At 56.9% G+C, this 21445-nt stretch carries 18 protein-coding genes; 12 read left to right on the top strand and 6 right to left on the bottom strand.

The features are described 5' to 3' along the window. Positions 1–153, top strand: a 153-nt coding sequence (locus ACN0VM_RS16635; protein ID WP_417452023.1) for an acyl-CoA dehydrogenase family protein, incomplete at its 5' end; no start/stop codon positions are given. A 68-nt stretch (positions 154–221) separates the two neighbouring features. Next, positions 222–1823, top strand: coding sequence for an AMP-binding protein (locus tag ACN0VM_RS16630; RefSeq protein WP_417452022.1), 1602 nt, complete (start codon positions 222–224; stop codon positions 1821–1823). A gap of 37 nt (positions 1824–1860) precedes the next feature. Here ACN0VM_RS16630 and ACN0VM_RS16625 read toward each other — a convergent pair whose 3' ends face one another. Both ACN0VM_RS16625 and ACN0VM_RS16620 read right to left on the bottom strand, forming a co-directional pair. Further along, entirely contained in the window at positions 1861–2352 is a 492-nt protein-coding gene (locus tag ACN0VM_RS16625; protein ID WP_417452021.1) for a hemerythrin domain-containing protein, read from the bottom strand. Positions 2353–2696: 344 nt separating this feature from the next. Then, positions 2697–3311 (bottom strand): hypothetical protein, encoded by a 615-nt coding sequence (locus ACN0VM_RS16620; RefSeq protein WP_417452020.1) that lies wholly within the window; start codon positions 3309–3311, stop codon positions 2697–2699. Positions 3312–3662: 351 nt separating this feature from the next. Between ACN0VM_RS16620 and ACN0VM_RS16615 the strand changes: the two genes are divergently transcribed. The 10 genes from ACN0VM_RS16615 (at position 3663) to ACN0VM_RS16570 (ending at position 17634) form a co-directional block, all read left to right on the top strand. Beyond that, a complete protein-coding gene (locus ACN0VM_RS16615) occupies positions 3663–4109 on the top strand; it encodes an acyl-CoA thioesterase (RefSeq protein WP_417452019.1) in 447 nt (148 codons plus the stop codon). Further along, positions 4106–4501 (top strand): RidA family protein, encoded by a 396-nt coding sequence (locus ACN0VM_RS16610; protein WP_417452018.1) that lies wholly within the window; start codon positions 4106–4108, stop codon positions 4499–4501. The genes ACN0VM_RS16615 and ACN0VM_RS16610 overlap by 4 nt, the downstream gene beginning before the upstream one ends. Positions 4502–4513: 12 nt before the next feature. Beyond that, the gene (locus ACN0VM_RS16605) at positions 4514–6889 is read left to right on the top strand and encodes a bifunctional salicylyl-CoA 5-hydroxylase/oxidoreductase (RefSeq protein WP_417452017.1); all 2376 of its coding nucleotides are present in this window, start codon (positions 4514–4516) and stop codon (positions 6887–6889) included. A gap of 63 nt (positions 6890–6952) precedes the next feature. Continuing rightward, positions 6953–8020: an NAD-dependent epimerase gene (locus ACN0VM_RS16600; protein ID WP_417452016.1), complete on the top strand. Its 1068-nt coding sequence runs from the start codon at positions 6953–6955 to the stop codon at positions 8018–8020. 62 nt (positions 8021–8082) lie between these two features. Continuing rightward, positions 8083–9198 (top strand): non-hydrolyzing UDP-N-acetylglucosamine 2-epimerase, encoded by a 1116-nt coding sequence (gene wecB / locus ACN0VM_RS16595; RefSeq protein WP_417452015.1) that lies wholly within the window; start codon positions 8083–8085, stop codon positions 9196–9198. Beyond that, the gene (gene wecC / locus ACN0VM_RS16590) at positions 9191–10423 is read left to right on the top strand and encodes a UDP-N-acetyl-D-mannosamine dehydrogenase (protein WP_417452014.1); all 1233 of its coding nucleotides are present in this window, start codon (positions 9191–9193) and stop codon (positions 10421–10423) included. The genes wecB and wecC overlap by 8 nt, the downstream gene beginning before the upstream one ends. A gap of 193 nt (positions 10424–10616) precedes the next feature. Next, entirely contained in the window at positions 10617–11780 is a 1164-nt protein-coding gene (locus ACN0VM_RS16585) for an efflux RND transporter periplasmic adaptor subunit (RefSeq protein WP_417452013.1), read from the top strand. Continuing rightward, positions 11777–15016 (top strand): efflux RND transporter permease subunit, encoded by a 3240-nt coding sequence (locus tag ACN0VM_RS16580; RefSeq protein ID WP_417452012.1) that lies wholly within the window; start codon positions 11777–11779, stop codon positions 15014–15016. Before ACN0VM_RS16585 ends, ACN0VM_RS16580 begins: the two co-directional genes overlap by 4 nt. 55 nt (positions 15017–15071) lie before the next feature. Further along, positions 15072–15467: a hypothetical protein gene (locus tag ACN0VM_RS16575; protein WP_417452011.1), complete on the top strand. Its 396-nt coding sequence runs from the start codon at positions 15072–15074 to the stop codon at positions 15465–15467. A gap of 55 nt (positions 15468–15522) precedes the next feature. Continuing rightward, positions 15523–17634 carry a TonB-dependent receptor plug domain-containing protein gene (locus tag ACN0VM_RS16570; protein WP_417452010.1) on the top strand — a complete coding sequence of 704 codons (2112 nt, stop codon included), beginning with the start codon at positions 15523–15525 and terminating at the stop codon, positions 17632–17634. Between the two features lie 45 nt (positions 17635–17679). Here ACN0VM_RS16570 and ACN0VM_RS16565 read toward each other — a convergent pair whose 3' ends face one another. The 4 genes from ACN0VM_RS16565 to ACN0VM_RS16550 form a co-directional block, all read right to left on the bottom strand. Further along, complete coding sequence (locus ACN0VM_RS16565) at positions 17680–18060, bottom strand: MGMT family protein (RefSeq protein ID WP_417452009.1); 381 nt, start codon at positions 18058–18060, stop codon at positions 17680–17682. Between the two features lie 89 nt (positions 18061–18149). Beyond that, the gene (locus ACN0VM_RS16560; protein ID WP_417452008.1) at positions 18150–18809 is read right to left on the bottom strand and encodes a hypothetical protein; all 660 of its coding nucleotides are present in this window, start codon (positions 18807–18809) and stop codon (positions 18150–18152) included. A 94-nt stretch (positions 18810–18903) separates the two neighbouring features. Then, the gene (locus tag ACN0VM_RS16555) at positions 18904–20586 is read right to left on the bottom strand and encodes an AMP-binding protein (protein WP_417452007.1); all 1683 of its coding nucleotides are present in this window, start codon (positions 20584–20586) and stop codon (positions 18904–18906) included. A 33-nt stretch (positions 20587–20619) separates the two neighbouring features. Further along, a partial coding sequence (locus ACN0VM_RS16550) for an L-serine ammonia-lyase (RefSeq protein WP_417452006.1) occupies positions 20620–21445 on the bottom strand: 826 nt, incomplete at its 5' end.

Raw genomic sequence — 21445 nt, 5'->3', positions numbered from 1 at the left:
ATCGACAAAGCCTTGCAGCTGTTTGGCGGCATGGGGGTTACCAAGGGCGTGAAGGTAGAGGAATTATACCGGGAAATCAGGGCGTTGAGAATTTACGAGGGCGCGTCCGAGGTCCAGAAACTGGTCATCGCACGACAACTGCTGACCGACTAGGATTTGCACGCAAAACCACCAGGGCCATACAGGAACATACAGGAACATAAGGGAGGGGAGCCCGGACCATGTACCAGTCAGCGCATCGTGACAGTTTTACGCGGGACAACCTGCCCGACCGCAGCTTATGGCCCGAGCTTCGCTTCGACTTGCCCGCGCTTGAGTACCCCGAACGGCTGAACGCCGCCGAGATATTGCTGCAAGGCGGCAAGCCGGACCGCCCCGCCGTCATCTGGGAAGGCGGGCAATGGAGCTACCGGGAGCTGACCAACACGGTCAACCGCATTGCCCATGTATTAACCGATGAGATGCATCTGGTGCCCGGCGGGCGGGTGCTACTGCGGGGCCGCAACACTGCCATGATGATTGCCTGCTGGTACGCCGTGTTGAAGGCTGGCGGCGTGGCCGTGGCCACCATGCCCCTGTTGCGCGCGCCCGAGCTTGCACAGATCTGCGACAAGGCAAAAATCAGCCTCGCGCTGACGGAAGATACCTTGGCGGCAGAACTGGCCACCGCCGCCCAACTGAACGACCACCCCCTCACCACCATGACTTTCGGCAACACCGGCGCCGACCTTGAAACACACATGAGGGGCAAGGGTACCGAATTTGATGCCGTGCCAACAGCGCAAGACGATGTCGCCCTGCTTGCATTCACATCCGGCACAACGGGTGAGCCAAAGGCCTGCATGCATTTTCACCGCGATATTCTTGTCATGGCAGATACATATGCCGCCCATATTCTTGCACCAGACGAGGCCGATGTATTTTGTGGATCGCCACCTATTGCCTTCACCTTCGGGCTTGGGGCGCTGGTGGTATTCCCCGCCCGGTTCGGTGCCGCCGTCGCTTTACCCGCAGCGCCAACGCCTGACGCCCTGCTGGACACCGTCGGCCACGCGGGCGTGACCCTGCTGTTTACTGCGCCCACCGCCTACCGTGCCCTGCTTGCCACCCTTAAGGGGCATGATATATCCAGCCTCCGGCGCTGTATATCGGCGGGTGAAAGCCTGCCGGAAGCCACATGGCAGGAGTGGTATGATCGCACGGGCCTGAAATTGCTGGACGGAATCGGCGCAACCGAGATGATCCATATCTTTATTGCCGCCCGCGAAGAGGACATCCGGCCCGGCGCAACCGGCAAACCCGTGCCCGGCTATACCGCCTGCGTACTGGATGAAAACGGTCAGGCCCTTGCTCCCCCGGCCACCGGGCGGTTGGCGGTCAAGGGGCCAACAGGGTGCCGCTATATGGCAGACGCGCGACAAACGGCCTATGTCCAGCGCGGCTGGAACATCACCGGCGATACCTACCACCAAAGTGAAGATGGCTATTTCACCTTTGTTGCGCGGTCGGACGATATGATTATCTCCTCCGGCTACAACATTGGCGGACCAGAGGTAGAGGCCGCTTTGCTAGCCCATGAAGCTGTCGCAGAATGCGCGGTAATTGGCGCGCCAGACAAGGCCCGCGGACAGATCGTCAAAGCTTTTGTGGTGCTGACACCTGAGGCAAAAGGGGATGACGCGCTCAAGGAAGCGCTCAAGCATCATGTAAAACAAACCATTGCACCCTATAAATATCCCCGCGCGATTGAGTTCATCCCGGCCTTGCCAAAAACACAAACGGGAAAAATACAACGCTTTAAACTGAAAAAGGCGCCGTGCTAACGACAGCGCCTCATTTCACCAACGGACCGTAAGCAGATTACAGCAACTTGTCCCAAATATGGTCCTTGCGGCGATGGTCGATATCGCTGTCGTACTTTTCCTTGTCTTCCCGCTCGATCATCTCCTGCTCCATATTCTCTTCACGCTCGCGGGAGAGAACTTCCTCAGCATCGGGGAAGATTTCACGTTCTTCCTCGTTCATGTGATGCTCGAGCGAGTCTTTAAGGCTGCGGAACTTCTGCATCCAGGCTGTACCGCCGAGCGACGTGTCTGTTAGCTCCTCCAGCAGCTGTTCAGCTTCCTCATGCTCCTCCTTGCCGTGTTCAATCTCTTCCTTCAGGCCCTTGAACCGCTTGAGCGGATTATAGAAAGCCTTCTCTTCCGCCTTACTGTGTACAATCGCCTTCTCCTTCAACATATTGAAAAGGTTATCACGCGCGTCATTCTCGTGCGGGCCAAGGGCTTCAATCCGCTGCAAGAGATCGCGCATCTCGTCGTGGTCTTCCTTGATTTTCGTGTAGATGCTCATGGCTATACTCCCGATCGTCTGTGGCTTGGAAGGAACATGTTGCCAAGTCACACGTCAAATATCGATGGGAGCCGCTACCCGCCCCTGTAAAGCAGACATAAGGAAGTAAAGCAGACATAAGGAAGCCGGACATAAGGGTGACATCCGGGGGCATTATTCGCCTTAAGCCACGGCCCGGCACGCGAGGATGTCATCACATGCCATAGCCATAAACCCGCCTTCCCCCTCGCAGTAAAACTACGGCGCACTAGGTCATTCTGGGGACGGCGGCCAATAAAGGCGGCGGCCAATAAAAAAGGGCCGGAGCATAGCCCCGACCCTTTCTTTATTCGCTATACCGACACTCAGGTCGGGCTGCCGGTTTGTGCCGGGTTGGGCTCCACAATGACGGGCAAGACAGGCGTGTCCGGAGCGTCGGGACCGGGTTCAACCGGCGGCTGAACCTCTTGCGTTTGCGGCGTCTGCTGCTGGCCTTGTGGGATACCCGTTCCCGCAGAGCCGCCCGCATTGACATAACCAATTGCAATTGAGGTGGCGCCAGATACTGCTACCGCGGTCGTAACATTCGCAGACACGGCCGCCTCACCCCGACTGGCCGCTGTCGTAGCAACTGCGCTTGCTGCGCTGCCGACCGCGTCCTGCGCGCCAGAATCCCCCGACTCCGCGACAGACACGGCTTTGATAATTAACGCCGCCGCTGCGGCCACATCAGTCACCGCCAAGGTTCTTGATGCACCCGCCATTGCCCGTGCCAGCCGGTTAGTATTACCCGCTGCCTGCTCGCGCGCCAGAATCGCATCAAGGGCTGCGGGGTCACCCGCCGCAGCCACCAGCTCTGCCTCAAGCGCTATTTGGGCCGCATCCACGGTTTGCGCATAGGCGGCCGGGGTCATCGAAGGTACAAACGCAGACACACCGGCAACAACGCCAAAAGCTGCTATCATAATTGCAAAACGCATGGTCACGCTCCAGTTCATTAAAAAAATCGGCCTTTTGGGCTAATATACACTCAAGTATAAATAACCATCAAATCCGCCACAGTCAAACCTTACGCCATATTGAAGGGCATAGGGGTTGAGCCGTGTCGGTAAAGCCACACTTCACACCCCGAATCATTGCAGGCTCTGCGCCAGGCTATCCCGAACCAAAGGCTGGGAAAAGCGGCGCCCAGAAAGATGTCCACGCGCCCTGCTATCGGTTTCTTTGTGTCACACGGTCCACGACATCACCTTCAGGGCAGGCAATCGCTTGCTGTAAATTTAATTTAGTGCTAAAGTAATTTCGAAAATTGCAAATATGGGAAGCGATGAATGCCCAGTTTTAAAAATGATGTACAGGTACGGTTCGCCCATGTGGATGCAGCGGGCATCATGTTCTACCCACGCTATTTCGGGCTGATCAATGATCTGGTGGAGGACTGGTTTGCACAGGCGCTGGATGCCAGTTTTCGCCAGTTGCATCTGGTTGAGCGCCGGGCTGTCCCCACCGCCCACATTGAGGTGGATTTTCACACCCCCAGCAAGCTTGAGGACCAGTTGGTCTTCAGCCTCTTCGTCGAGCGACTGGGCAGCAGCAGTTGCACCCTTCGCATCGCGGCCCATTGTGGCGCTGAAGCACGCCTGAGCGGCAAACTTATACTTGTACACATGGATATGGAAACCGGCAAAAGCCAGCCATGGCCCGATGACCTTCGCGCCGCCATGACGCAGTGGCAGGGCCCGTCCTCATCAGAGGCTTCACAAGGAGACAACGCATGAAAACATTGTTGCCCGAAGGCTGGCCACGGCCCAGCGGTTATTCCAACGGCGTGACGGCGGAAGGCCGTATGGTCTTTGTTGCCGGACAGATTGGCTGGACCAAAGACATGGTGTTTGAGGCCGAGGATTTTCTGGGCCAGGTTCGGCAAACCCTGGAAAACACGCTCGCTGTTATGGCGGTAGCTGGCGCCAGCCCCGAGCATGTCGCCCGCATGACATGGTATGTGACGGACCGGGATGAATATATCGCCAACCTCCGGGGCCTTGGCCAAATCTGGCGGGAACTGATGGGCAAAAACTATCCCGTCATGGCGTGTGTCGAGGTGTCCCGCCTGATGGAAGATAAAGCCAAAATCGAGATCGAAACCACCGCTGTTTTGCCGCGTGACTGAGGGAGAGATGCAATGAAAATTACCGTTATTGGCGGCGGCCCCGGTGGCCTTTATTTCGCCCTTCTGACAAAAAAAGCGCGGCCCGACTTTGACATTGAAGTGATTGAACAGAATCAGGAGGGCGACACCTTCGGCTTCGGTGTCGTTTTTTCTGACGAAACCCTTGATGAGTTTTTCGCCGCCGACCCGGAAAGTTACGACCTCATCCGCGATCATTTCGCGTACTGGCAGGATATTGTTTCCGTTAAAGACGGCGTGCGCACCATCATAGGCGGCAATGGGTTTGCCGGTTGTTCCCGTTTCAAGCTGCTGGAAATTCTTATCCAGCGCTGCCGCGAAACCGGGGTCCGGCTTGAGTTCGGCAAACGCATCAATCCGGAAACCGTTGAAACCGATTTCCCCGACAGTGACCTCATCATCGCCGCCGACGGGATTGGCAGCGCCATCCGGGAAGCCCGCGCCGAAGCCTTCGGGCGCACGGTTGAGCTGCGTAAAAATCATTTCACCTGGCTTGGTTCAACCTGCCCGCTGGATGCCTTTACGTTTTTTTTCAAGGAAACCCCGGAGGGCCATTTCTGCGCCCATACCTATGAATATGAGGCGGGCAAATCGACATGGGTGGTGGAATGTACACCCGAAGCCTATGAGGCTTGCGGCTTTGCGAACATGAGCGAGGCCGAAAGCGCCCGCTACCTTGAGCAGGTGTTCAGTAGCGAACTTCAGGGCCACGGCTTTATTACCAACCGGTCGATCTGGCGGCAATTCCCCCGGGTGCGTTGCGATCAGTGGTATGACGGGAAGACCCTCCTGCTGGGGGACGCAAAAGCCAGCGCTCACTGGTCAATCGGCTCCGGCACCAAGTTGGCGATGGAATGCGCCATCGGTCTGTCGGACGCTGTGCTCGACAATATCGGGGACAAGGATGCCATCGCTGCGGCTTATGAAGAAAACCGTCGCACACCGGTTGAAATTATCCAGCATGCTGCCGATGTATCCCTGCGCTGGTTCGAGGACATGCCGCGTCATTTCGACAAGACGCGATACACTTTTGCCTTTGCACTGATGTCACGGTCGAAAAGCATCACCTGGGATAACCTCGGGCTGCGCGATGCTGATTTTCTCAGCCATGTTGAAGCTGAATTTTACGACACAGTTCCTGCACAAACAGTGCAGGATTCCTGCACAGATCCTGCACAGATTCGGGCTGATCCTGCACAGAATCCGACCCCTATGTTCACACCGTTTCGCTTGCGGAACATGACACTTTCAAACCGGGTTGTTGTAGCGCCCATGGCACAATATGCCGCAACTGACGGCATGCCGTCGGATTGGCATATGGTGCACCTGGGTGCGCGCGGCACCGGCGGCGCAGGTCTCGTCTTTACCGAGATGACCTGCCCCTCCCCCGATGCCCGCATCACTGACTTCTGCCCCGGCATATGGAACGACGCCCAGGAAGCGGCATGGAAGCAAATCGTTGCTTTCATTCATGAAAACTCCGGTGCCAAGGTCTGCATGCAGATTGGCCATGCCGGACGCAAGGGTTCGACCAAGCATCCGAAGGAAGGCTCCGACCTGCCCAAGGACAGCGATAACTGGCCCCTTCTCAGCGCTTCGGCCATCCCGTTCAAAGCCGGTGTAAACGCGGCGCCAAAAGCCATGGACCGTGCCGATATGGACCGGATCAAGGCGGAATTTGCCGGCGCTGCCGAACGCGCTGGCCGCGCCGGGTTCGACATGATTGAACTCCATGCCGCCCATGGCTATCTGATCGCCAGCTTCCTGTCTCCGCTGACCAACACCCGTACCGATACCTATGGCGGCAGCGCGGAAAATCGCGCACGGTATCCGCTTGAGGTGTTCCGGGCAATGCGCGACGCTTTCCCGGCAGACCGGCCAATTTCCGTGCGCATTTCCGCCTGGGACTGGGCCGACGGCGGTATCAGCCGCGCCGACCTGAAAACCATTTGCCAGGCATTCAAGGAGGCTGGCGTCGACTTGATCAACGTCTCGACCGGGCAGACCGTACCGCAGCAGAAACCGGTTTACGGCCGTATGTATCAGGTCCCGTTTGCAGACCTCATTCGCCATGAAACCGGCCTGCCGGTTATGACGGTTGGTGCCATTACGTTGCCGGAACAGATAAACACCATTCTCGCGGCGGGTCGCGCCGATCTTGTGGCTCTCGCGCGGCCTCACCTCAATGACCCGGCGTTCACCCGCCGGGCAGCGGCGCATTACGGCGTCACTGACCCGCACTGGCCAATCCAGTATAAAACCGGTGAATACCAGCAGCTCCGCGAGGCCGAGAAGGATAACGAAAAAGCCAGAGAGACCGCCCGCAAACTTCGGCCATCTCGCCGACATTATGTACGCGCCAAAGGTTAGGTCTTGAACTTGTCATGAGTTAGATAGAGACTGTGGCCACTTTATTGTTGGCGGGAAAATCACATGAAGGTTTTGGTCACGGGCGCTGCGGGCTTTATCGGAAGCCACGTTGCCTTGTATTTGTTGGCGCGTGGCGACGAGGTTGTCGGTACCGATAACCTGAACAGTTATTATGACCCCGCCCTCAAGCAGGCCCGGCTTGCCAGAACCGCCTCCTTCGCGGCCGGGTCCCTTCAGGAGAAAATATACCCCGAAGTTTGCCGGGCCGACCTCGACCGCAGCGGTCTCTACCGTTTTGAGCAAATAGCCCTTGAGGACCGGGAAGGTATGGCAGCCCTGTTCGAGCGCGAACAGTTCGACGGCGTCATCAACCTCGCGGCGCAGGCGGGTGTTCGCCATTCGCTTGAAGCCCCGTTCGAATATATCGACAGCAATATCACCGGCTTCCTCACCGTCCTTGAGGGATGTCGGCACCACAAAGTCCGGCATCTTGTCTATGCCTCCAGCAGTTCGGTCTACGGCGCCAACACGAACATGCCTTTCAGCGTTGACGAGCCCGCAGACCATCAGGTCGCGCTCTATGGTGCCACCAAACGCGCCAATGAACTAATGGCACACAGCTATTCCCATCTCTTTGGCATTCCAACCACAGGACTGCGTTTTTTTACCGTCTACGGCCCCTGGGGCCGGCCGGACATGTCACCCATTCTGTTTGCCGACGCAATCACCAAGGGGCGGCCGCTCAAGGTTTTCAATAATGGAAACCACATGCGGGATTTCACCTATATTGACGATATTGTGCGCGGCGTTGTCGCAGTGCTTGACAACCCGGCAATTCCGGACCCTGCCTGGAACGGGAACGCCCCTGCAGCCGCTTCATCGGCGGCGCCGTGGCGCATTCACAATATCGGCAATGGCACACCCGTTAAACTCATGCGGTATATTGAACTGCTGGAAGAATGCCTCGGCCGGGAGGCGGTCAAGGAATACCTGCCGTTACAGCCCGGAGACGTGCCGGATACAAAAGCCAGCGTGGAAAGCCTGCACGCCTTTACCGGCTATCGGCCAGATACCCCAATCGAAGTCGGCGTCAAGAGATTCGTTGACTGGTACCGTACATACTATAACTAACGGACTATTATTTCAGAGAGCGTCATATTTCGGCGCACCCGATACTAAAGGTGATACTTTTGATGAAAGTAATGCAAATATTTGGCACCCGGCCAGAGGCTATCAAAATGGCCCCGGTTGTGCACGCGCTTGAAGCGGATCCGACCATCGACAACCGGGTATGCATCACAGCACAACATAGAGACATGCTGGATCAGGTGCTTGGCTTTTTCGAAATCCGCGTGGATCATGATCTTGACATCATGCAGCATTCACAAGGGCTTGCAGACACAACAGCACGAATACTGACCGGCCTCAGCACAGTGCTTGAAGCTGAGAAACCGGACATGGTGCTTGTTCACGGCGATACCAACACTACCATGTCGGCTTCACTTGCGGCCTACTACCAGAAAATCGCCATCGGCCATGTGGAAGCAGGCCTGAGAACGCATAACCTTTACTCTCCGTGGCCCGAAGAAGCGAACCGGCTGATTACGGACAACCTTTCAACGCTTTGCTTTGCGCCCACCGAAGGATCACGCAAGAACCTGAAGCTGGAGAACATCGCCGATGAAAAAATCTTCGTAACCGGAAACACAGTGGTCGATGCCCTTTTCATCGCGCGCGACAAAATTCTTAAAAATGCCGATACCGTCAGGATGTTCGACGAAAAATTCTCTTTTCTGCGGCAGGACAAAAAGCTCATCCTTGTAACCGGACACCGGCGTGAAAGCTTTGGACGCGGCTTTGAGAACATGTGCGCAGCACTGGCGTCGCTGGCCGGCCGCGAGGATTGCGAAATTCTCTATCCGGTCCACCTCAATCCCAATGTAAAGGGACCGGTTGAAAAGGCCTTGCAAGGCAAGCCAAATGTGCACCTGATTGCACCACAGGACTATCCCGCCTTTGTTTACCTGATGAACCGCAGCCACATCATACTGACTGATTCCGGTGGCGTGCAGGAAGAAGCGCCGTCGCTTGGCAAACCAGTGCTCGTGATGCGCGATACCACCGAGCGTCCGGAGGCCGTCGCGGCCGGCACGGTGAAGCTCGTGGGCACGGACAGAGACAAAATTGTGTCCGAGGCAAGCCTGCTGCTTGACGACACGGATTATTACAACCGGATGGCTACAGCCCATAACCCCTACGGGGACGGCACAGCAGCACAACAGATTCTAAAGGCTATCAAAAATGCATAAGTTTGAGACCATTTGCGTCGTAGGCTTGGGGTATATTGGCCTCCCTACCGCTGCCGTATTTGCAAAATCCGGCGTTCAGGTTATTGGTGTCGACACCAATGAGAAGGCTGTCCGCACCATCAATTCAGGCAAAGCCCATATTGTTGAGGTGGACCTTGACGGCTTGCTGCAGGGTGTGGTCGCAAATGGCTCCCTGAAAGCACAAACCACCCCAACAGAAGCAGATGCCTTCATCATTGCTGTACCAACCCCGTTCAAGGACGGATTCAGCCCTGACCTTTCCTACGTCGAGGCGGCGACGAGGTCGATTGCACCTTATGTCCGGAACGGGAACCTGATTGTGCTGGAATCGACTGTTCCGCCGGGCGCCACCGACAAGATGGTCGCATGGCTCGAGGAAGAGCGCCCCGACCTGAAAGGCATGTGTGGGAGAAGTTACCACGCAGCCCACTGCCCCGAGCGTGTGCTCCCCGGCCGGGTCTTGATTGAGCTGGTGCAAAACGACCGCATCATCGGCGGCATAACGGAAGAGTGCGCAGACCGGGCAGAGGCGCTCTACGAAATTTTTGTCAAAGGTAATTGTTACCGTACCAACGCTCGCACCGCGGAAATGGCCAAACTGTCCGAAAATGCGTTTCGCGATGTCAATATCGCCTTCGCAAATGAACTGTCCCTGATTGCCGACAAGCTGGATATTGACGTTTGGGAGCTGATAAGTCTTGCGAACAAACATCCGAGGGTCAACATTCTGCAACCGGGCCCCGGCGTGGGCGGTCACTGTATTGCGGTCGATCCCTGGTTCATTGTTGACGCGGCCCCTGAGCAAGCCCGGCTGATAAGGACATCGCGCGAAGTGAACGACAACAAGCCAGCGGTGGTTATTGAAAAAGTCAAACGCGCAACCAACCGGTTCAAAGAGCCAACGGTTGCGTGTTTTGGGCTCGCCTTCAAAGCAGATATCGACGATCTTCGCTCCAGTCCGGCGCTGGAAATCACCAAGCGCCTTGCCGAGGAATTAGACTGCAACCTTATAGCGGTGGAGCCCAACATCGATGAACTGCCTGCCTCGCTTTCCGACAAGGGCATCACCCTTACAACAACGGAAGATGCAATGGAGACAGCAGACATTCTTGTTCTGCTTGTCGACCATAAGCCCTTCAAGCGCATAGCGCCGGTCAAGCTGGCTGAAAAAGTGGTGATCGATACCCGGGGTATTTGGCGCTGACGCCATATTCAACGCAGCGGGAGCATGCTTTTGCACCGGCGCGTTTTCGCCCTATCCATTATAAAGTGACGGTGCCTTGTGGCACCAGTCACTTTATTTTTGACTGGTTGAACAATATCGCACGTATATAACTGCAGGGGGGCAGTTCATCGCTGCCGTAATTGAACACTAAAACATTTTCCAAGGGATATTCATGAAACGGGTTATTGAAGCCTTTCACGTGAAACGGAAGTCCGAAAGTTCGGTTGGTTTTATCCAGATCATCTTTGTCATACTGGTGGTTGTCGGCACGATCGGCATCACAAAGCTGATCCGCCACAGTGCATCTTCAGGGCCTGACATCTCGTCAACGCTGGAAAATGTCGTCGTAGACACGACCCAGCCCGCAAGGGTTTCATACACCCTCACCCGCACCGCCACCGGCGAGGTGGAAGCCCGCGCCAGTGTAGACATCAGCCCGCAAGTGTCAGGGCGCATCACCCACATAAGTCCCAACATGATGCCGGGAAAAGTGGTGAAAGCCGGTGAAGCCCTGTTCCAGATCGATCCAACCGATTATGAGTTGGCGCTCAAGCAGGCCGAAGCGCAGGTCGCAAGTGCCGAGGCCGAGTTGCTGCAGACCGAAGCAACAGCCGGGAACTTCATAAAGGACTGGAAACAGGTCTTCCCTGACGAGCCGACCCCGCCCCTTGTTGCCAAGGAGCCTCAGGTAAAGGCACGCCGGGCCACATTGCTCTCAGCCAAAGCTGCGGTGGAACAGGCAAAACTCAACCTGAAACGTACACGCTACACGCTTGCTTACGACGCCCGTATAACAGAAAGCCGCATCGAGCGGGGACAACTGGTCAACACCACCGGTCAATACGGCAACCTGTACGCTACTGATGGCTTGCGCGTGCGCGTGAGCATGGCACCGGAAGACATTGTCCTGCTTGACCTCGCACAGGGGAAAGCCGTGGATGTGGTTTCCGATCTTGCGCCTGACATGCCGGTTCCTGCCACCATAACCAGCATTGGCGGCAACCTGAGCACCACCACGCGGCTGCAGAATGTTTTTATCAGCTTACCCAAGGATACCTCGTGGGTACCTGGCACATTTGTCACAGTTTCCGCCAAGCGCCAGATCGATGGTGAGATGTATGAACTTCCGTCATCTGCACTGGCAACCACCAATAGCGTGTGGACCGTCAGCAGCGGCAAATTGAAACAAACCATCGTCGATGTCGTCGATGTGAAAGAGGACATTCTATACACCCGGCCATTCGATGCAGGTGATGGCGTTGTCACGACAGAGGTGCCGACAAGCTTCGTTAACCGTCCAGTGAAAGTTCGCCACCGCGACGGAGAGCCCTCATGAGTGAAGAAAAGCTTGAAGGGAGCGGTATACTCTCCCTCGTTGCCAATTTCCTCCAGAACCCCGTGATGACCAACCTGCTGATGGTTTTTCTGATCGTCGGCGGGCTTATGACCGCAGTGACCATGCGGTCCGAGGTGTTTCCCACAGTCGATGTAGGCACGATTACTGTCAGCGTCAATTATCCCGGCGCGACACCGCTTGAGGTCGAAGACAGTATCACCCGGCGGGTCGAAGAAGCCGTACTTGGCATTAACGGGGTCGAGCGTGTGCGTTCCTATGCCTTCGAGAACCGCGCCAGCGTGGTGCTGGAGCTTGAGGATTTTGTGGATGCCTACCAGATCAAGGACGAAGTACAGGCAGAAATTGATGCTTTGATTGATTTCCCGCCCGGTAATGCCGAGGAGCCGATCGTTGCAGTCACCCAGTCGCTATCAAATGTGCTGACTCTGGTCCTGGTCGGGCAAGCGGCGGAGGAGGACCTTCGCGCAACGGCCGAGTTGTTGGAGCGCGACCTGCTAACGCTCGAGGTTGTTTCGGCGGTGAACCTGCGCGGCACACGCGCGCGTGAAATATCAATCGAGGTCAGCGAAGATACGCTGCGTAAGTACGGCCTCACCTTCGGTGAAGTGGCAGATGCCGTGCGGGCGTCATCTGTCGAGCTTTCCGGCGGCACGATCAAGACCGGCAGCGGCCAGATTCTTCTGCGAACCGACGCAAAAGCCCGAATCGGTCAGGAGTTCGAGAATATCACCCTGCGCGCGACAACCAGTGGCGAGGCCATCAGGCTGAGCGATATCGCCCGTGTAACGGACGGCCTCACTGACGACGATCTTGTGAACACATATAACGGCGCTCCGGCAATTTTTCTCGATATCCTGAGGAATGAAAGCAAAGATATCCTGCTGGTCAAAGAACAAGTCGCCAATTATGTAAAAACAGTCGACGTGCCGGAAGGGCAGGCGCTGATCGTCTTCCGTGACCAGACAGAAATTCTCGCCGACCGCATCAGCCTGCTGACCAGCAACGCCTTGCTTGGCTTTGCTCTGGTGTTCCTCATGCTGGTTATCACACTTGATTTCAAACTGGCCTTCTGGGTCGCCATGGGTATACCGATCAGCTTTCTTGGCGGGTTCCTGATTTTCGGCAGCATTGGCGTGTCGCTCAATATGGTAACACTGTTTGCACTCATTGTGGTCATCGGCATCGTGGTGGACGATGCCATTGTCGTGGGCGAGAACATATACGCTGAGCAGCAGGCGGGCTTTAAAGGCAAGCGCGCTGCTTTCGAAGGCGTGAAAAACATCTTTGCTCCGGTGCTGGTAGGTGTACTCACCACTATGGCAGCGTTTGCGCCGTTACTGTTCCAGACCGGCACTTTCGCAGAAATCACGCGCCCCATTCCCATTGCGGTGATCTCCATCCTTTTTGTGTCCCTTATTGAAGCAATGTTGATATTGCCGACCCACCTTTCCCACGAAGGGCGCTGGTCAAAGGGCATGCTGCGCAGCCTGCAGGTGAGGGTTTCTCGCGCGCTCGATTCCTTTGCTGTCGGCCCTCTGCAGAGTTTGATTATCAAAACAAGCGAATATCGCTACGTAACTTTGGCCGCAGCCATTGGCTTTATTTTCATTGCGGTGTCACTGATCGGCTCAGGCATTGTGCGCATTGTCTTTTTTCCCAACATTGAAGGCACAGAGATTTCCGCCAGTCTGGCCCTGCCGGACGGTGCTCCTTTCGAGGCTACCCTCGCCGCGATGGAGCAAATGGAGACCGCACTGGAAACAGTTGCCGACGACATAAAGCAGGAGACCGGTGAAGACGTCATCAAGGCGACGGCCGTCACAATCGGCGCCAAATACAGCCAAGCCTCAGGGCCGGGGGCGGTCTCTTCAAGCTCTATCGCCAGCCATCTGGGGCAATTCACTGTAGAATTGGTGCCAACCGATGCCCGCAGCATATCCTCGCGGGAGATCAGTCGTCGCTGGCAACAAGCCGTCGGTAATGTACCCGGCGCAGAAACACTAAGCTTCGCTGCAACGATAGGCCCAAGCAGCGTGGATGTCGGCTATGAGTTGAGCCACGCGGATCAGAAGGAACTGCAAAAAGCTGCGGCTGACCTGGCTGACCGCCTAAGCGCTATCGACGGTGTCAGCCAGATTGATGCCGGACTGGACCTTGGTAAACGGCAATTCGAATTCAGCATGACCCCCGCAGGATTGGCTGCTGGGCTACGTTCGCAGGATCTGGCGCGACAGCTGAGGCAAGCCTATTTCGGCGAAGAGGTGCAGCGCATACAGCGCGGCCGTGACGAGATCAAGGTATATGTGCGTTACCCGCGGGAGGCGCGTCATGACCTCGCAGCGCTGTCCAGCCTGCGCATTCGCCTGCCCTCCGGGGAAGGTGTCCCGCTCAATCATGTTGCCCATATCGACGAGGGCCGAAGCCCGACCTCCATTGAACGTGTCAATGGGCGCCGGATCCTGACTGTCACGGCGGATGTGGATGAAAGTGTCACTACGCCAAATGTGGTAAACTCGCTTATTCAGGCCGACATTCTGCCAGATATCATGGCCACACATCCCGGCCTCAGATGGCAGCTTGAAGGTGGATCACGGGAACAGAACGAGGACTTCGTCTCGCTGTTGCGTGGCTTTATGCTGGCGCTTCTGGTCATATATGCGTTGGTTGCCACGCAATTGAAAAGCTATCTGCAACCCGTCATCATCATTGTCTCAATCCCGCTTGGTATCGCGGGCGCGATCCTTGGACATATGGCGCTTGGCTTTGATCTGTCCTTTATCTCGATGTTTGGCATTGTTGCCCTGTCAGGCGTTGTGGTGAACGCCTCGGTCGTACTGGTTGACCGTTACAACATTGAGCTCAAGGACCCGGACACGACCCCGATCGACGCGGCGGTACGGGCAACGCTCAGGCGTTTCCGGCCCATTGCGCTCACCACAATAACCACTGCGCTTGGCCTGTTGCCGATCATCTCCGAGACCAGCCCACAGGCACAGTTTCTGATCCCCATGGCCGTCAGTCTCGCGACAGGGCTGTTAATCGCCAGCACGCTGATGCTGTTTGTACTGCCCGCCATCGTATTGATCGTCGAAGATCTGCGCAAACTTGTGGGCGCAGCGCCCCCGGGGGCAACCGAAACACCAGATGACACCCCGGCGCCTACGACGGGCGAGGACAGGACGCGACAAAATGTAGCGTCAGGCGAAACGCCTTGATCTGCTAGCGCTTTTCGGATAGCGGACGGGTATTCATGTCCACCGGGAACTGAAAATGCTGCTGCGCTGGTTGAGAAAAGATAACGCCTTTTGGGACATCGCGGTTGCCGCGGTGCTGCTCAACGCGCTTGTCCAGATCAACTGTTTCATGGTGCCGGGTGTCGGTCCGCAAGGCGTTTTTGGCTATGACCTGTCGCTTTGGTGCAGTGTCGACAAGGCCGGGGCTGCCGCAACCGCGCAGGTGGACGGCGAAAGCGGCGGCACACGTACCTGTACCGATTGCCGTCAGTGTACCGGGCAAGCCGTCGCCGTCATGGCGGAGGTCGTCCAACCCGCTGGCGCGCCCTTTTCTTCAGACCCGGTTTCCTTCCAGCCATCTGCAATCGCCGTTAAAAGCTTTGGTGCCGCATCCTATGACGGTCGCGGTCCCCCCTCTCTCTCTCAAGCCTGATCCACATTGTTTTTGGCCGGGCGGCATGCTGCCCGATGCTTAGGAGAGATATTCCATGACCGTACATCATTCACGGCTGTTGCTCGCTGCAATGGCCTCTTCAACCATACTGACAGCGCCCTCAGTGGCAGATGCCCAGCGCACTGATGGCGACACCCTGCAGGAAATTCTTGTGGTCGGCGCGCGCCCCGTCACAACAGCGACCGACAATGAGGTCAACCCCGCACGGGTTGCCCGCGCCGATACTGCCGCTCTTGTCGCCGGGGTTCCGGGCGGCGCGCTTATCAACAATGGCGCTCTCTCCGGGCAGGTGCAGTTCCGCGGCATGATGGGGGCGCGTGTTGCCGTCTCGATCGACGGGCAACGGTTTGGCTCAGGCGGACCCAACCTCATGGATCCACCGCTTCAATATGCGCCGCTGCCGCTTGTCGCCAGCCTTGAGATATCCCGCAGCGTCGGCTCGGTTTCTGACGGTCCCGGCCTCGCGGGGCGCGTCAACGCCAGCTTCAAGAAGGTGGGTTTCACAGACAGCGCCAATATGGACTTCAGCGGCAGCCTCTCTGCCTCCGTGCGCAGTGCAGATGAGAGCGTGGCAACAGGCGGCGTTGTCGGCGCCGCCAGCGACACCTGGCGCGTACAGGTTCTGGGTTCTTATGAAGATGGCAGCAATCTGCGGTCGGCTCGTGGCGATATCGCGGGGACTTTCTACGAGCGCTCAGTGGGCGGCGCTGGCTTCGGCTGGCGCAGTGAAGACGGTAAACACGAGCTTGGCTTTGACTATCGCCACCAAAAAGTTGGTGAAACAGGCAACCCGCCATTCGCCATGGATATTGAATTTTTCAATGGTGATTTCGTGCGCGGCACTTATATCGGGCGATATGACGGGCTTATGGTCGAAGCCAATGTTGCATATGCTGACATTGACCACGCGATGACGAACTACGCATCCCGTCCAGCACCGATGATGGCGACCATGTACCGCCGGTCTGTCGCAGCAGCCGAGACATGGACGGCGGACCTCACGTTGAGCAAGACACTAGGCGCCGGTACGTTGTCGCTTGGCGGTGACTATGAGAATGCCAGCCACGACATGACCATCACCAACCCCAATAATGACGCTTTCTTCATTGGTGCCTTCCCGGATATCGAGATGGAACGCATCGGTGGCTTCGCGGAATGGCGGTACGAAGAGGCGGGCAGCGGCTATGAGGTTGGCCTGCGCTACGACCATTACCAAAGCACAGCCGGTAACGCTACCGTGGGCAGCGCGGTGCCCGCCATGCCCGGCATGCTTGCCATGGCCTTCAATGGCGGCGACAGGACGATGACACACGACCTTGTCGATGCTGTGTTCCAGGGTTGGTACAAGATGAGTGATACCAGCACGCTACGTGCGACCCTTGCCCGCAAGAATCGCGCGCCGGGTTATGTTGAGCAGTTTGGCTGGTTGCCGATTTCGGCCAGCGGCGGGCTTGCTGACGGCAACACCTATGTGGGTGACCGTACGCTCAAGGCGGAAACCACACTTATCGCCGAACTGGGTGTGGATTATGCCTCAGGCGGCTTCTACATGCGCCCGACCGCCTTCTATCGCAAAGTTGATGATTATATTCAGGGTGTGCCTTTCGACGATACCCCGGGAGTCAGTGACACGGTGGTAGAGATGATCTCGGCCATGAATGGTGACACGACACCGCTCCGGTTCGCGAATGTGGATGCCACGCTCTATGGGCTTGATGTAGACCTTGGCATGGCGGTTTCGGACAGTTGGCATATTGACGCCACCTTCAGCTATGTCCGTGCCGAGCGGGATGATACCGACGACAACCTATACCGTATTGCACCTGCACGCGGGGTTGTGGGTCTCACCTATGAGGGCGGTGCCTGGTATGTGACAGCGGCCAGCCGTATGGTCGCCAAACAGAAAAAGGTTTCCGCTACCAATGATGAGGCAGCAACGGATGGTTATGTGCTCGTCGACCTTTATGCGGGCTGGTGGGTGAACGAAAGGGTTAACCTCACCGCAGGCGTGGAAAACCTGTTCGACCGGTTCTATGAGGATCATCTGGCTGGGTACAACCGTATCGCAGAGTCTGATGTCGCGCTCGGTGACCGCCTGCCGGGAGCAGGCGTCAATGCCTTCGTTCGGCTTGAATACAGCTTCTAGAAAACCTGAAAATGGGCGGGGTATCGCGCGGAAACCTCGCCCCCTTCAGCCCGGCCAGCCGCTTTGGATGGTCAGGAAATCCATGAAATCGATGCCGCGCTCCTCCAGCCACGCTTCCCCCGGGCCCTGCCAGCGATGTGTTTTCCAGTCCACCCTGCCGGAGGCGAGAAATATCACACCTTCGCGCTCCAGTTTTTCTCGCTGGCGCAAAGCCCCTTCCCGTTCGCTGATTTTACCTGCTGAGTTGATCACGCGCTGCCACGGGATACCCTCGCCTTTTGGCGTGCCCGCCATGGCAAAGCCGACAATACGCGGCGTGACCCCCGGCAACAAGCTCGCCACCATACCGTAGCTTGCGACCTGCCCCTTCGGTATTTCCCTGACAAGCGCATAAATCGCAGGAAAGCTGGCATATGTTCGGGTCATGTTTGTACCGCTGTTGCTGATAAGGAGAGCAGAATCGACCACTAACCCGGCAAATGCAATATCTCAGTTCAACACCCCAGTAGAGCGTATCAATTCAGGGTGAACCGGTCTGGCCTGCAAGACAGCAACAATTGATCCGCCTTACGAATCTGCTTCTCTGAGAAATCAAGAACAAAGGATTGCTCCGCTGCTCCGCTGACAACAGTCTTGCCAAGGCGGGTCACCATCCATTTTCGTTCCGTACAACTTGTCGGGAAATGCACGAGAAGCGCGCTGTGTTTCGACGCAAAGATAGACATCATACCGCGAAACCCTTTCACCTGCCCCCACGCCTTGTGGACCCGTTCGTGCAGTTCCTCCATCACGTAGCGGTTGCGTGCGATCATCACCACATCGATGGTCAAGGTCAGCGCCAGTGTGCCGCGCGGCTGGTTGGTCTGCACATCCGGGTTAGCTTTCAACATGCCGGCAGATGGCCTGAAGCGCAAGCGGCCGTCTGCCTGGGGCTGGAATGAAATATGGCGTCCCTCAAAATCGAAGCCCAATTCAATTTCTTCCGGCTTTGCCAGTTTGGCCGTCAGTGTATAAGCTGGTGCGATGATGAGCATGCGCTTGGACAATGCGTCCAGATACTCGCCGTAGCCGGAAAACAGTTTTTCAAGCGATATTGTAGCTGGTGCATCCGCATCCGACCGCACCGGCAGGCTTATTAGCACCGCCACAATTACCAGAAAAACAAACCGAATCATTGCTGGTCATCCTCACGCTTCCCCCGTCAGCATTCTAGAAAAGAATGCGGCAGATGAATGGCGTTAGCATGAATATGTGCGGATATAACAAGGTTCAGGCGGTCTCAATGGTATCGAGGCAAAGTTCCCGTATCATCGCATTGCGCATCTCAAACTTCTGGATTTTGCCGGTTACGGTCATCGGATATTCTTCAACAAACCGAATGATACGCGGGATTTTATAATGGGCGATCTGGCCGTGGCAAAAATCGAGGACCGACTGCTCGTCTCCCTCGACACCAGCCTTCAAGCGCACCCAGGCGCACAGTTCCTCGCCGAATTTAGGGTCTGGTATGCCAAATATCTGCACGTCCTGAATGTCGGGGTGCGTGAACAGGAATTCTTCAATTTCACGCGGGTAGATATTCTCGCCGCCCCGGATAACCATATCCTTCACCCGGCCTGTGATGCGGCAATAGCCCTCCTCATCAATCACACCAAGGTCACCGGTATGCATCCAGCCGCCTGCGTCCAGCACATCTGCGGTGCGTTCCTCATCCCCCCAGTAGCCCTTCATCACAAGATAGCCCCGCGTGCACAGCTCGCCCTGTGTGCCGCGCGGCACGGTGTTACCGTCCTCGTCGATAATCTTCACCTCCGCATGTGGGTGGATGCGACCTACGGTCGATGTGCGGCGCTCGATGGGGTCGTCAAGCCCGGTCTGGAAGCTGACAGGGCTTGTCTCTGTCATGCCGTAAGCAATGGTGCACTCGCTCATGTGCATGTCGGAGATCACCCGTTTCATCACCTCAACGGGGCAAGGTGAGCCCGCCATGATACCGGTGCGCAGGCTTGAGAGATCATAATCTGCAAAATTCGGCACTGCGAGTTCAGCAATGAACATGGTCGGCACGCCCTGAAGCCCGGTACAGCCTTCTGCCTCCACCGCTTCAAGCACGCTCACTGGCTCAAATGCCTCGGCCGGGAATACAACTGTCGCACCCACCGTGAGGCATGCCAACACGGACATCACCATGCCAAAACAGTGATAAAGCGGTACCGGCACACAAAGGCGGTCTTCGTCTGTGAGCCGCATACCTCGGGCACAGAATTGCGCGTTATTGAGGATGTTGTGGTGGGTAAGTGTCGCGCCCTTGGGCGACCCTGTGGTACCAGACGTGAATTGTACATTGATTGGATCATGTGGTTCGAGCGTTGCCTCGACCTCAGCTAACTGTTCGTAATGTTCATCATCCGCGAGGTCTGCAATGTCCGCAAAGGCAAAAAAGCCGCCAGGTGCCTCCTCCCCCATCGTGATGGCAGCACGCAGGTATGGCAAGCGCTCTGCATGCAGTTTGCCGTGTGGGCAACGGGGCAGCTCGGGCGCGAGTTTAAGTAGCATCGCCTCATAGTCTGATGTCTTGAACTGGTCCGCCAGTATAAGCGCGCGGCATTCCACCTTGTTCAGGGCAAATTCAAGCTCGGATAAACGGTAGGCCGGGTTGATATTGACCTGGATGAGGCCAGCCAGTGCCGTAGCAAACTGCGACAGCACCCACTCCACCCGGTTTGGACCCCACACGCCGACACGGTCACCGGGCCTCAGCCCCATCGCCAACAGGCCCGCCGCAACCGATTCCGCATCATGCAACAGTTCAGACCATGTCAGGCTGATATCGTCCTCGACAAATACCAGCGCTTCATTATCCGGGTATGCGGCTGCGGTTTCCCGTAGCATCTGACCGATTGTTTTTTCCAGTAGCGGGACGGACGTGTCCCCAACAACATAGCTTTCCATAAGGCGGGCTCCCCTCCCCTGAGGTGGCCCGCTCTAGCAGTCGACCACCGTAGCTGCGATCGGCACGGTGACAGCCAAGCCACCACGCGCCGTTTCCTTGTATTTTGACCGCATATCGCGCCCGGTCAAGCGCATGGTACGGATTACCTTGTCGAGCGAGACAAAATGTTTACCGTCCCCCCTGAGGGCGAGCCGCGCGGCGTTGATCGCCTTGATGGCCGCCATGGCATTTCGTTCGATGCACGGTACCTGCACAAGCCCGCCGATGGGATCACAGGTAAGGCCAAGGTTATGTTCCATGCCAATCTCAGCCGCGTTTTCTACCTGTTCGGGTGTACCACCAAGCACCTCTGTAAGGCCCGCTGCCGCCATGGAACACGCAGAACCAACCTCACCCTGACAGCCAACCTCGGCGCCGGAGATGGACGCGTTTTCCTTGAACAGCATACCCACGGCACCCGCTGTCAACAGGAAGCGCACAACCCCATCATCATTCGCGCCCGGGATAAAGCGGGTGTAGTAATGCAATACCGCCGGCACGATGCCCGCCGCGCCGTTGGTCGGTGCGGTGACAACTCGGCCACCCACCGCGTTTTCTTCATTGACCGCAAGGGCATAGAGGTTCACCCAGTCAAGGATGGTCAGCGGGTCGGTCAGCGCTGTCTCAGGGCGCTTCGAGAGCTGCTCGTATAGCGCGGCGGCGCGGCGCTTGATATTCAGCCCTGGCATCTGGCCGCCACGGCTGCACCCACGCTCAACACATTCTTCCATCACCCGCCAAATCTCGAGCAACTCGGCCCTGATCTGCTGCACACTGCGCATCTTCTTCTCATTGGCCATCATGATGGCCGAGATCGGC

Source organism: Kordiimonas sp., assembly GCF_048260245.1.
Lineage (GTDB): Bacteria > Pseudomonadota > Alphaproteobacteria > Sphingomonadales > Kordiimonadaceae > Kordiimonas.
This window is presented reverse-complemented; position numbering and strand designations above follow the sequence as displayed.